Below are 12,240 nucleotides of genomic sequence, written 5' to 3'. Positions count from 1 at the left end.
CTACCAGTCCCCTGATGCGCCGCCGCCGCCGAAATCACCGCCACCGCCGCTGCTGAATCCGCCGCCACTGCCGCCCCAGCTTCCCCCACTGCCACCGCCAAAGCCGCCGGTGGTCCAGCCACCCGAAGAGCGGCCGCCCCGGCCCAGGGCACCCAGGCTGGTCACCAGCGCGAACACCATACCCGCCACAGTCGCCAGGCCGGCCACAATCAGGCTGCTGGTGAACACCCAGGCCAGCACGCCGACGGCGCCGCCGGTGGCGATGGAGCCCAGCTTGCGCCCCAAGACGCCGGCTGCCAGACGCCCGCCTATCGGCACGGCAAAAAACAGGAACACCGCGAGGTCGGTCCACTCGAAGCCGCTGTCAGCTATGCCCGAAGCACTTTTTTGCGCAGGCGCTGGGAGGTTTTCGCCGCTGATCAGCGCCATGATCTGGTCGGCCGCGGCATTCAGCCCACCGGCAAAGTCACCCTGTTTGAAGCGCGGCGTGATGGCGGTGTCGATCACCTTGCGCGCTGCAAGGTCGGGAATGGCGCCTTCCAGCGCTTTGGTGGTTTCAATGCGGACCTTGCGGTCGTTTTTGGCGACCACCAGCAACAGTCCGTCGCCTACGCTCTTGCGCCCGATCTTCCAGGTGTCGCCCACGCGCTGGGCATAGGCGGCGATATCTTCGGGCTGGGTGCTGGGAACAATGAGGACCACCACCTGCGCGCCGCGGCTTTGTTCAAACGCAGCGAGTTTGGCTTCCAGTGCCGCGCGCTGGGTGGCGTCCAGCGTGCCGGTGCTGTCCATGACATGGGCCGTGAGGGCCGGCACCGGCTGAACGTCTTGCGCCCATGCCGCAAGGGGCAGCCACACGGCCAGCAACAAGCCCGCCATCCAGCGTAGGTCGCGGCCCGATGTCCAACCCGCTAATTGCTGCACGGCAAGTTTCGCAAAGACTTATTTCTTGGTGAAGTCCACCACGGGCGGTGCGGAAATCTGCGCCTCGTTGGCCACGGTGAAGTTCGGCTTGACGTTGTAGCTGAACATCATCGCCGTCAGGTTGCTGGGGAAGCTGCGTGTCAGCACGTTGTATTCCTGGACCGCCTGGATATAGCGGTTGCGCGCTACCGTGATGCGGTTTTCGGTGCCTTCCAGCTGCACGCGCAGGTCGCGAAAGCCCTGGTTGGCCTTGAGGTCGGGGTAACGTTCGCTAACGACCATCAGACGGCTCAGTGCACTGCCGAGTTCGCCCTGCGCCGCCTGAAATTTCTGGAAGGCGGCCGGGTTGTTGAGGGTTTCCGGTGTCACCTGGATGGAGGTGGCCTTGGCGCGTGCTTCAATCACCTTGGTCAGGGTGTCCTGTTCAAAGGCGGCTTCGCCTTTGACGGTAGCCACAATGTTGGGCACCAGGTCGGCACGGCGCTGGTACTGGTTCAGCACTTCAGACCAGGCCGATTTGGTTTGTTCGTCAAGGCGCTGAAAGTCGTTGTAGCCGCAACCCGTGAGAAGCAGGCCCAGCATGCTGACAAGGAACAGGTTTAAAAAGCGGGATTTCATGGCGATGTCTTTCGAAAATGCAAGCCGCAACACTAACATAGTCGAATGCCGATGACGCCTCATTCCCCCGGTTCCGTGCAGGCATTGCGAGCCCTGCAGGCCAACCTGCGCCCCTTGGCGGCGGCAGCCGCGAAACCGCGCCTGATGATTGCCGGCGCGACCGGCGTGCTGGGCAATGAAGTGCTGCGCCGCCTTGTGGGCAGCGGCCGTTATGCGCACACAGAGGTGCTGGCTACTGAAACCATGACCACGGGGATGGCCGGTGTGGGGATTGTGCTGGCAGGTGATGCTTCAGCGATCGAGGCATGGCCCGCGCGGCCTCAGCCGGTTCATACCGGCCTGGTCATGTTTGAGCCGCCGCGGCTTTTTTATGGGCGTGAGCGCACACTGTGGACGCCCGTGCCGGGACAACTGCCGGTGCTGGCCCACTGGTTGAAACGCTGCGGCGCACAGACACTGGTTGTCGTGGTGCCTCACGCTTCGGGGCGTTTACCCGATGCCCTCAAGCGCGGACTGGCCGATCTCGATGAGCAAGCCGTGGCTTCGCTGGGTTTTGAACGCGTGTTGTTGGTGCGCTCGGCGCGCAAGGCCGAAGGTATTGCGGGTGCCAATTTTTTCGAGAAGACGGCGTCGTGGATGCTGTCGACCCTCAAGTTCATGATTCCCGCAGCCGAACAGCCGGTGCGCCCCGCCAAGCTGGCGGAATTTATCGACGCCGCGCTGCAGGTTTTGCCGCCTGGCACCCATGTGGCCGCTCCTGAGCTGCTTTGGCAGGCTAACCAGAGCGGTGGAAACGGCCGGCGCGCCGGGCCGCAAGACAACAGCATGCAAGGTGTCGTACGCTCGTGGCTTGCTGCAAGGCTCAATCCCGAGCAGAATTCACCACCCAACGCCAAGCCGGACTGACGCCTTCCCATGCCCAAACCCAAAGTCCCGCCCGCCAGCAGCGGCAACGCCGATGACATCGAGGCGGCTTTTTATGAGGCGCTGCAAAGCGGCGACATCGAAAAACTCATGGCCTGCTGGGGCGATGACGACGACATCGTCTGTGTGCACCCGGGTGGCGCCCGGCTGGTGGGCCCGGCGGCCATACGCGCCACTTTCGACGCCATGTTTGCCAATGGCACCATCAATGCCCAGGCCATCAAGGTGCGAAAGGTCGAGACCATGAGCGCCTGCGTGCACAGCGTGCTGGAACGCATCGAAGTGCTGACCGATGAAGGGCCACGGCATGCCTACGTGATTGCCACCAATGTGTATCACAAGGGTGCGCAAGGCTGGCGCATGGTGGCCCACCATGCCAGTCCCGGCACGCCGCGGGAAATGCAGGAAGTGTCGGAAACACCGACCGTCCTGCACTGAAGGGCCTGCGATGAAATACGCAGCACCCTGGTGGCTGCCGGGCGGCAATTTGCAAACCATCTGGGCTGCGCTGCGGTCACGCCGCTACCTGGGCCCGCCGCCGGTGTTTCGCCGCGAGCGCTGGGATACCCCCGATCAGGACTTTGTCGACGTTGACTGGATGCTCGATGGAAACGAGCCTTCGTCGGGGCTTATGGCGGGTTCTCCTGCGGGAAGCGAATCCATCGAGGTGAGACGCAAGGAAGCGCGCAAGGAAGTGCCGCTCCTTGTGGTATTTCATGGGCTTGAGGGGTCATCCGCCAGCCACTACGCCGAAGCGCTTGCCGATGTGGCCCGCGAACGCGGCTGGGGCTGCGCCATTCCGCACTTCCGCGGCTGTTCCGGTGAACTGAACCTGGCGCCGCGCGCCTATCACTCCGGGGATTTTGCGGAGATCGACTGGATACTGCGGCGCTTTGCGCAGGCCCATGCCGGGCCGGTCGTTGCCGTGGGCATTTCATTGGGCGGCAATGCGCTGATGCGCTGGGCCGGCGAGCTCGGCGCGCAGGCCTGCCAGGTGGTCAGCGGCATTGCGTCCGTCTGTTCGCCGCTGGACCTGACGGCCAGTGGCTGGGCCATTGGCCGGGGGTTCAACCGGCAGGTCTACACACGCATGTTCCTGAGAACCATGGTGCCGAAGGCGCTGAAAAAACTGGAGCAGCACCCAGGCCTTTTTGACCGCGACCAATTACTGGCCGCGCGCGACTTGTATGCTTTCGACAATGTATTCACTGCGCCTGTCCATGGGTTCAAGGATGCGGACGACTACTGGCTGCGTGCCTCTGCCAAGCCGCATTTGCGCAGCATTGCCGTGCCGGCGCTGGCCCTGAACGCGTTGAACGATCCCTTTGTGCCGGCCGGCAGCCTGCCGCAAGCTGTGGACGCCGGCAGCCATGTCACGCTTTGGCAGCCGGCACAGGGCGGTCATGTCGGGTTTCCTTCTCCGCCATTTCCCGGCCATGTGCGTGCCATGCCGGAGGCGGTTACCGGTTTCCTGGCTGCGCATCTCTGATGCTTACCCATAACCCTGCCCACATCGCACCTGCCGTGCGCAGCGCAAAATAGCGGTATGGATGACATCGTCAGGCAGGCCATTGCCAAATGGCCCAATGTTCCCGACTGCTACGGCTGGCTGGGACTGGACGCCCGCGGCAACTGGTACATGCGTGATGACAGGGCCCAGGCCGCCGGGCCTTTTGGTGGCGCACCTGGCCTGGATGCCGCGCGCCATGCGGCCAGCAAGGGATCGCTGCTCAGGCACGACAAGCTGATCGATTTCATTCAGCGGAATTATGAAAGCGACGCTGCCGGCCAGTGGTTCTTCCAGAATGGGCCACAGCGCGTGTATGTGGAGCTCGAAGCGACGCCGCTGATCTGGCGCGTCGCCCCCGCACCTACGTTTGAGGTTACGGCCCATTCCGGTCAAACGGCGCGGCCGCAGCGCTGCATCGTGGACGAATCCGGCAGGGTCTACCTGGAAACCGACCTGGGTTTTGGCCTCGTTCATACCCAGGACATGACGCATGCGGCCGACGCGATAGAGCAGGGCCTGTGGGTGCCCGAGGAAGTCCTGGCCAGCGATTTATCGCGCCGGTTCGGCTATGTGCGAAGCCCGCAGTTGCTACAAAAAAAGTAGCTGCTCGCGCTGGTCACGATTGGTTGCAGCCCATTTCCTTGTGAATTTTCATCAAATTCTCATTAAAAAAGCCGGTCATTGACCGGCTTTTTTTGGAGTGCACGACAGCGGTTACTTGGACGCATTGACCATGTACTGCACCACGGCCTTGATTTCACCATCGGAGGCGGCCGAGCCGCCCTTGGGAGGCATGGCACCCTTGCCTTTGATGGCGCTGGCTGTCAGCGCCTCGACACCTGCGGAAATCCGGGGACCCCATGCGGCCTTGTCGCCCAGTTTGGGCGCATTGGCAACGCCGGCCGCGTGGCAGGCCGCGCAGACCTGGCCATACAGCGCAGGGGCGGCACCACCGGCAGCAGCCGGCGTTGCGCCGGCGGCCGGCGCTGCCGTCTTGTTGGCTGCAGCGAGTGCGGCGACCACATCTGCCGACGGTGCGGCTGCTGCTGCGGGTGCCGAAGCGGAAGCAGCTGCCGGGGCGGCTGGCTCTGCAAACTTGCCGCCTGCGGCAGCCGTCATGTAAACCACTGCGCGGCCAATTTCGACGTCTTCAAAATCACCGCCGCCCTGGGCTCCCATGGCGCCTTTGCCCTTGAGGGCCGAGTGCCAGAGCGCGTCAAAACCGGTCTTGATGCGGGCTGCCCAGGCACCCGTATCGCCAAACTTCGGCGCACCGGCCGCGCCCGTGCCATGGCAAGTCACGCATTGGGCCTTGTAGACCTCTTCGCCGGATTTCAGCGGGCGATTGGCATCACGGATTTCAACCGCGCCGATCTTCTGGATGCGCTGCGCAACCGCCTTGGCGCCTTCGTCCGCACCCGCAGCTGGCTTGTTGGCCGAAGCGACGTAATACACCAGGCCGATGATGGCGAAAACAGGAACGACAAAAGAGAAAAAAACCGCAGCCAGCAGTTGCTGGGGGGTCTTGATGGGGCCAGTATGGGCTTCTTCGTGGGCCGTGGTGTGGTCGTTTGCGCTCATGGCGTCCTCAAAAAACTAAGAATCGGGGGGCTATCGCGTGGTGATATGGCGCTCTTGGGCAGCGCTTGCTCAGCAACCTCACATTATAACTGGGGGCTTGCGGAGGCCGGGGAGCGCCGTGGCTGGCTGGTAGAATCGGCAACGTTGCGCGGCGTGAAGCGCCCGCGCAGTGCAAATTGCCCTGATTTCGCGCCCTTGGCCGCGTATTCCGGCGCAAACCGTTTCCAGCGTTGCGGCTGTAGCTCAGTGGATAGAGTATTGGCCTCCGAAGCCAAGGGTCGTGGGTTCGATCCCCGCCAGCCGCACCAATCATGTCTTTCAATCGCATGCCCTGTGTCCCTGGAGGCATAACTGTGCCGTTTCGGCATGCTTATGCTTCGTCCTCAACCGGCACGGCTATGTTTCCGACGGGTTTTGGTGGAAAACCGGGTTCCGATCTGTTCTCGCAATGGCTGATGAGACTCAATGTCGTCAGGCCCAGACTGTGTTACGTGCCTCCAATCCCAAGTGCCATTTTTGGGTTGTCACGCGAACAGCTTTCGGTCGAGGACCTTGCGCGGGTCCGTGTAGTCTTCATCCCACCACGGTTTCTGGCCGGTCTTTGGTGCTTTCTGTAATTGGATGGGCTTGCCGGAAGTGTGGGCCCTGGCCTGGAGGACTCGGAAATGGTAGTGGTCAAAGATGGTCAAGGCCTGGATCATGTAGGACACCGCGATGCGGCGGTCCTTTATGAGGAGAAGGTTCTCGCCGTTTTCGTTGTCGGCCGGCTTTGAGAAGTTGTAGGAACCCGTATAGACGCGGGCCGTGGGTTTGTCGAAGTCGATGACGACAAACTTGTGGTGCATGCGCGTGCCTCCTCCCTTGGCGTTCAGCGCAGTGGGCTCGCTCTTGAAAGGCTCGGGAAGATTTTCGCTGAGGTTGGCGGCGAAAACGGGGGCAATTTTGCCGTCAGGCAGATGAACGTCCAGGCCACCAGTTCTCTTGTCGGAAATGCCATAAACGAAGATGCCCTGCCTCTTGGTAACCTCCTTAATAGCGTCGGTCACGGCACCGCCAGTCTGATTCAGGAATGCCAATGAATAAAAGACCGAAGACTTCGCGCTGAGAATGTCATCGGCAATGGATTGCAGCACGCCGTCATCCTTGGCGTGGGGCGAGAAAGTGATTTTGGCGTCTATGTCGGCGAACTCGAGGCTGTGCCAATCAGTGGACTCCGTCGGACCGAAGCCTTTGACGAAATCGTTCTCCCAATAGTTTTCGAAGGCTTCAATGAACGGTTGAATGGCCTTCCTGCCGCGTACGATAACGGCGTTGTTGGACTGCACAAATTGACCGCGCCAGGTGAAATTGGTGGAGCCGCAGATAGCAGCTTTCACGTCCTTGCCGCTGACCACAATTGTCTTGTTGTGCTGCAGGTTGCTCATGTGCTGGCGTTTGACTTGATCGGCTCCGGCCGTGACGACAAGGCGATCTGCAGATTGGGATTCGGCAGAGCTGTCGGGCTTGTGATCCTTGCTGTTGTCGATGATGATGCGCAACCGCGTCTTGAGTTTCTCCAGGCGAGAAACTATCGCAGGGTCATTGAGGTCATAGCAAACCACCTGAACAAGTGCGGTCCTGTCGGCGATGGCGGCATCGAGGACTTCGAGAATTGCACCGCGGGCTTCGAATCCCATCCATTCAAGGGCTTCGTTTGCTTTCGGATGGGTAGGCACGAATTGGAGACCCTCGTCGGCTGTAGCGGGGATGAGAGTCTCCATTCCATAGATTGCAGTAACGTAGCGATCAACGAAAGCTTGTGAAGAGACGAATCCTCGAGTGAACGCGACGTTCAGTTTCCCGGGATAAGTTTCACGAGCCAGGACAATGCCTGTCTCTTGAGCCTCGCCGTAACTGAGCTCGTTTGAAGCACTCATGAACACTGGCGTGACCCGGTATATGAATTGCCCTTCCTTTTCAGCGTTCACGGGGAAGTGGGCCCAGCGGAATTTTTGAATGGGCGAGAGGCGGCTTGAGGTGCGCTCCTTATTCACGCTGCCGTCGGGATTCGGGAAGTTGATGCGGTTCTTGATCGTCCAGAAGCGGTCGCCGCCAGGCTCTTTGTATTCGAGAGCGAAGCCAACGAAATCGCGTGGGGGTTTTGCCTGCTTCCAATTCATGGCGAGGAGAACCATGCCATCGCCGCGGTGAAGTTTCAAGGTAAACGGGGCGCTGGCGTTCTTTGCGACTATTTGGAAATCACCGGACATACTTGACTCCTTTGAAACGTCTTGCCATGCTTGTTCTCGCGTGCTGAGCCTTGGTACCAGGCGGCTTTAGTTCCTGCCGCTGGCCTCGATACGGATGTCTTCGGGACACGAGGCACCCATGCCTTCCTCGCTGGTTGATGCCCCGACCAGCTCGCGGATGCCGGCATCCTCTCGGAAGTTCAGCGGCAGACGGATGCGGACTTCTTGCAGGTATTCGCCCGCGCATAGCAGGCCAACGTGATCCTGTGGACCGGGAAGCCCTGTTGCTTCCCCGAAGCGCTTCAAGAACTCGGCCCGGGAAATCCTGCCGCCGATGTTGGCGCGAATGTATTGACCCACTACGGAGTCATTAACCGTACGGACGGCGTTTACCGCGCGTCGGAAATAGCTGTTTGCGTCCATCGTGGTCTGGCAGGTGCCGTGCTTCTTCCATTCGTAGTTTCCGAAAGTCCTTTCGAAGAAAAAATTCGGCATCCATGGCGCAATGTAGGACACCGTGTCTTCGGACAGGACAGGCGGAGTATTGCCGCAATCCGCATAGGTTGTGCCGCACTGTTTGCGGTTGGGCCAGAGCCCGTGCAGTGTCAGGTTGGAAACCACCAGGCGGCCGTCAGCCATGTTGTCGCATTCGGGTTTGGTTCCGTTGTACTTGAAGTGCTCGCAGAATCCAGGCTGCCAGGTCACGGCCAGCACGTAGCTGTCATGCAGGCCTGGCTGGTGGCTGCAGGACCCGCCCGCAGTCGGTGCGCTGCCGAACGCGAAACCGCTGACTACGCCGCACTCCGCGGCCACCCAGCGCAGCGGTTCGTTGACGTCCGGAATCCGGATGCGCAACCAACGCGCTTCGCGCGTGTTGACCTCGCGAATCTCGTAGTCCGCACCGGGCGCTACCTTGACCAGGCCTGGGTTGGTACCTTTGGTAAAGGAAAGGTAGGCGTCACAGGAACGGGAGGCGCGGAACTGGCCATTGGCCGCTTCGCTGGCCGAAGCAGGTGGCGCACCCAGTGACAACAGCATGAGCAGCGCCGGGACAAGACCGCCCCTGCGGTCGGCGATGTATTGAATTAGGCCACCCATAGTCAGGCGTCCAGGGAAAGCGACGGCCCGGATGTGGGCGCTTGATTTTGACTTGAGCATCTCCCCCCTCTTCGAGAAGCTGCGCCAACCCCCGATCACGTATGTACTTGCCTGGTCGCGCTTTGTCCTCTGGTGGAAGCCTATCCATTCAGGGTGGTTGACGCCATCCTCCATTTGGGGGAGGGCAACTCAGCGACGCGAAGTGGCAACCGGACGCGGATGGCTTTCTTGTCCGAACGGCACGGCGATGCATCCCAAACCTGGCTGCTGCGATGTCCGTTTTCCTGAAGCAACATCCGCAGATGCAAGTTGAGTTGGTTGCGCTGGAACTGACGTGAATCTGGTCGAAGCGCGTAAGCGCACGGGGTGGCGCCAGCCTGCATTCCAGCATTGAAGCCCAGACACGTCCCGCGCCGAATGTGCGCTGAACGTCCATTGCGTGTCGTGCTGATCCCGTTGCCGGATTCCCGCTCGGAGGATACTTTTAAAGTATCAACATATAAGAATCAAAATATTTTACAGACGGCAACTGCTTTCCTAGAATTGCCAACAACACCGTGAGTTGCCTTGCGCCATGGATGCCAGAAACAACGATAGCGGCGGTCCATACGGCTTCGGTGAGAGCGGCATGATGCAAAAATCCGTTACTCGGCCCGCGCAGGACGATCGGTCGGGCTCAACCTTAAGGCAGAGACTACGGTGCCATCCAGCGGGAACGTTCTGGCCGTGATGGAGTCCCAAGTCTCGTGATCAATTCAATTTCAGGCAGGAGTAACCGTGAGGGCATTTAAATTAGTTTCCGGTCTTGTTGCCGCGGCGGTGTGTGCCGCCGGCTGCGCGCTGACAGCAATAAAGCCCGGCATGACCCGCGATGAAGTCATCGCGCTTCGCGGGGCGCCGTCCCGGGTGGTGCCGCTGGAAGCGGGAACCCGGCTGCAGTATTCGGGCCAACCGCTTGGCCAGTTCGCCGCGATGGTGGATCTGGATGCCGCTGGCAAGGTGGTCAGCGTCCGCCAGGTCTTGACGCCAGCGGAGTTCTCAAGAGTCCAACCGGGCAAGTGGACACGCTCGGATATGGAACGCGAATTCGGCCGGCCGGCAAAGATTGACCGTGTAGCGTCATGGTCCGGCGACATCATGACTTACCGCTGGCGAGACAGCGATCAACCCATGTTTTTCTGGGCTTACCTGGACGGCAACAACGTGGTGCAGCGCATCGGGCAAGGCATGGAATTTCCCATGCGGGTCAATGATCGCTGATGGGAGTATTGCACGCTAGTCGGGTGTTGCAGAGCGGCCGATATCCGGCCACCGGTGATGCAGATACACCCAGGCAACCAACCCGATGCACATCATACCGAGCGAGACTGCCGCCAATGCCCGGGTGGAGTGCATTGCGAGCGGGGCGATGACACCGGCAACAATTCCGTTGGCGGTTGAGCCCACGAAGGCCTGTAGGGAAGAAGCCATGCCGCGCCGCTCAGGATAAAGGTCCAGCACCAGCAGCGTCACAACCGGCACCATCAGCGCCCACCCGAATGCAAACACTGCAATCGGAAAGAGGGACCACGAAGCATGCGGAGCGAACAGTATGTTGGCAATCAGGTTAAGCACCGAAGTGACCAGCATGATGACAAAGCCGTGCCGTATTTGCTGCTTGGGGGCAATTTTTCCTGCCAGGCGGCCGCTCAGCCACGCGCCGGACATGATGCCGGAGATTGTCAGGATGAAAAACCAGAAAAATTCGGTAGGCTGCAGTGCCAGGTGTTCCCCCAAAAAAGCGGGCGCCGACAGCACATACAAAAACATGCCGTTGAATGGCACGCCGCTGGCCAGCGCCAGCAATAAAAAGCGGGGGCTGGAACCTAACTGCCAGTAGCCCCGCATCAGGTGCCTGACTTCAAACGGCTGGCGTTCCAGCGGCGGAAGTGTCTCGGGCAGGAAACGGAAGTTGGTGGCCCACAGGATCACGCCCACCCCCGTCAGAAACCAGAAGATGCTGTGCCAGCCCAGGTGCACAAAAAGCCAGCCGCCGACAATGGGCGCCAGGGCTGGGGCCACCCCGAAATAGATGGTGACCTGGCTCATGACCTGTTGGGCCTGAGCCGGCGGGTACATGTCGCGTATGACGGCGCGCGACACCACAATGCCCGCACCTGTCGACAAGCCCTGCACGGCACGAAAAAAAACCAGTTGCCCGATGCTTTGCGACAGCGCGCAACCGGCCGACGCCAGAGTGAACAGCGCGATTCCCCACAACACTACCGGCCGGCGGCCAAAACTGTCGGCCAGCGCGCCGTGAAACAGGTTCATGAAAGCAAAACCGAACAGGTAGGCCGACAGCGTCTGCTGCATTTCTACCGGCGATGCGCCCAGCGACCGCGCCATGCCGGAAAAGGCGGGAATGTAGGTGTCGATGGAAAACGGCCCGAGCATCCCGAGCACAGCCAACAGGGCGGCAAGCGTCCAGCGTGGGGCGCGCCAGAGTTCGTCGGCGTTGGGGTTCATTCTTTTTTCAGCTTGAGTGCGGTGTCATAAAGCTCGTTGCGCCCCACGCCGGTGATTTCTGCCGCGACCTTTACGGCGGTCTTGAGTGGCAACTCCGCCAGCAACAACTGCAGCACCCGTGTGCCATCCTCAGGGCTGTCGGCAGCGGCGCAAGGATGCAGCACCAGCGCAAATTCGCCGCGTGTACGCTGGGCGCCAGCAGCCAGCCAGCCGGCAAAATCCTGCGCCGGCACGGTTGCAATCTCTTCGAACTGCTTGGTCAGCTCGCGGCCAACGGTGACCAGGCGGTCTTGCAGCACCGCCAGTGCTTTCGCAAGCGCCTCGATGCGGTGCGGCGCTTCCAGAATCACGATGGCCCGGGTATCGGTTTGCAGCTGCTGGATGGCCTGGTCGCGTTCGCCGGCCTTGCTTGGCAGGAAACCGGCAAATACGAACCCGGTGTCACCGCCCGGGCTGCTGAGCCCGGCCACGCTGAGCACCGCGGTGACACTGCTGGCGCCCGGCAAGGGCATGATGGCCAGTCCAGCAGCACGAACGGCGGCGACCAGGCGGGCGCCGGGATCGCTCACGGCCGGCGTGCCGGCGTCGCTGATATAGGCCACGCGTTCACCCCGCTGCAGGCGTTCGATCACCAAGCCTGCGGCCTCAGCTTCATTGTGTTCGTGCACTGCCAGCAAGGGTTTGTCGATGCCGTATTGACGCAGCAGGGGTTGCGAATGTCGTTTGTCTTCGCAGGCTATGGCGTCTACCAGTTGCAGTACTTGCAGGGCGCGCAGGCTGATATCGGCCAGGTTCCCGATCGGAGTCGCCACCACATAAAGCGCTCTTTCCGGATAATGCTGCATGCCT

General features: G+C 61.1%; 12 protein-coding genes and 1 tRNA gene. 6 read left to right on the top strand and 7 right to left on the bottom strand.

Features of this window, described 5'->3' with window-relative positions; all coding sequences use genetic code 11:
* Positions 1-879 carry a TPM domain-containing protein gene (locus tag AC1D11_RS16710; RefSeq protein ID WP_477648312.1) on the bottom strand — a complete coding sequence of 293 codons (879 nt, stop codon included), beginning with the start codon at positions 877-879 and terminating at the stop codon, positions 1-3.
* A 63-nt stretch (positions 880-942) separates the two neighbouring features.
* On the bottom strand, positions 943-1,542 hold the full coding sequence (locus AC1D11_RS16705; protein WP_477648288.1) for a LemA family protein: 600 nt from the start codon (positions 1,540-1,542) through the stop codon (positions 943-945).
* A 51-nt stretch (positions 1,543-1,593) separates the two neighbouring features.
* On the opposite strand from AC1D11_RS16705, the gene AC1D11_RS16700 reads away from it, so the two are divergent.
* The 4 genes from AC1D11_RS16700 to AC1D11_RS16685 are packed head-to-tail and all read left to right on the top strand — an operon-like array spanning position 1,594 to position 4,579.
* The gene (locus AC1D11_RS16700; protein WP_477651122.1) at positions 1,594-2,448 is read left to right on the top strand and encodes a hypothetical protein; all 855 of its coding nucleotides are present in this window, start codon (positions 1,594-1,596) and stop codon (positions 2,446-2,448) included.
* A 9-nt stretch (positions 2,449-2,457) separates the two neighbouring features.
* On the top strand, positions 2,458-2,904 hold the full coding sequence (locus AC1D11_RS16695; RefSeq protein ID WP_457281576.1) for a YybH family protein: 447 nt from the start codon (positions 2,458-2,460) through the stop codon (positions 2,902-2,904).
* Between the two features lie 10 nt (positions 2,905-2,914).
* On the top strand, positions 2,915-3,955 hold the full coding sequence (locus AC1D11_RS16690; protein WP_477648291.1) for a YheT family hydrolase: 1,041 nt from the start codon (positions 2,915-2,917) through the stop codon (positions 3,953-3,955).
* A 57-nt stretch (positions 3,956-4,012) separates the two neighbouring features.
* A complete protein-coding gene (locus AC1D11_RS16685) occupies positions 4,013-4,579 on the top strand; it encodes a DUF2946 family protein (protein ID WP_477648292.1) in 567 nt (188 codons plus the stop codon).
* A gap of 111 nt (positions 4,580-4,690) precedes the next feature.
* Here AC1D11_RS16685 and AC1D11_RS16680 read toward each other — a convergent pair whose 3' ends face one another.
* A complete protein-coding gene (locus tag AC1D11_RS16680) occupies positions 4,691-5,557 on the bottom strand; it encodes a c-type cytochrome (RefSeq protein WP_477648293.1) in 867 nt (288 codons plus the stop codon).
* 232 nt (positions 5,558-5,789) lie between these two features.
* Between AC1D11_RS16680 and AC1D11_RS16675 the strand changes: the two genes are divergently transcribed.
* A tRNA-Arg gene (locus AC1D11_RS16675) sits at positions 5,790-5,865 on the top strand.
* 216 nt (positions 5,866-6,081) lie between these two features.
* Here AC1D11_RS16675 and AC1D11_RS16670 read toward each other — a convergent pair.
* Together AC1D11_RS16670 and AC1D11_RS16665 are read right to left on the bottom strand one after the other, a co-directional pair.
* On the bottom strand, positions 6,082-7,806 hold the full coding sequence (locus tag AC1D11_RS16670; protein ID WP_477648294.1) for a phospholipase D-like domain-containing protein: 1,725 nt from the start codon (positions 7,804-7,806) through the stop codon (positions 6,082-6,084).
* 66 nt (positions 7,807-7,872) lie between these two features.
* On the bottom strand, positions 7,873-8,883 hold the full coding sequence (locus AC1D11_RS16665; protein WP_477648295.1) for a ribonuclease T2 family protein: 1,011 nt from the start codon (positions 8,881-8,883) through the stop codon (positions 7,873-7,875).
* Between the two features lie 861 nt (positions 8,884-9,744).
* Between AC1D11_RS16665 and AC1D11_RS16660 the strand changes: the two genes are divergently transcribed.
* Positions 9,745-10,143: a hypothetical protein gene (locus tag AC1D11_RS16660; RefSeq protein ID WP_477648296.1), complete on the top strand. Its 399-nt coding sequence runs from the start codon at positions 9,745-9,747 to the stop codon at positions 10,141-10,143.
* A gap of 15 nt (positions 10,144-10,158) precedes the next feature.
* On the opposite strand, the gene AC1D11_RS16655 is transcribed toward AC1D11_RS16660, so the two are convergent.
* Positions 10,159-11,391 (bottom strand): multidrug effflux MFS transporter, encoded by a 1,233-nt coding sequence (locus tag AC1D11_RS16655; RefSeq protein ID WP_477648297.1) that lies wholly within the window; start codon positions 11,389-11,391, stop codon positions 10,159-10,161.
* Complete coding sequence (gene rsmI / locus AC1D11_RS16650; RefSeq protein WP_477648313.1) at positions 11,388-12,236, bottom strand: 16S rRNA (cytidine(1402)-2'-O)-methyltransferase; 849 nt, start codon at positions 12,234-12,236, stop codon at positions 11,388-11,390. The genes AC1D11_RS16655 and rsmI overlap by 4 nt, the downstream gene beginning before the upstream one ends.
* Between the last annotated feature and the right edge of the window lie 4 nt (positions 12,237-12,240).

This window comes from Polaromonas sp. P1_E11, assembly GCF_056405995.1.
Note: the sequence above shows the minus strand (reverse complement) of the source record. Positions and strands in the feature narration are given on the sequence as shown.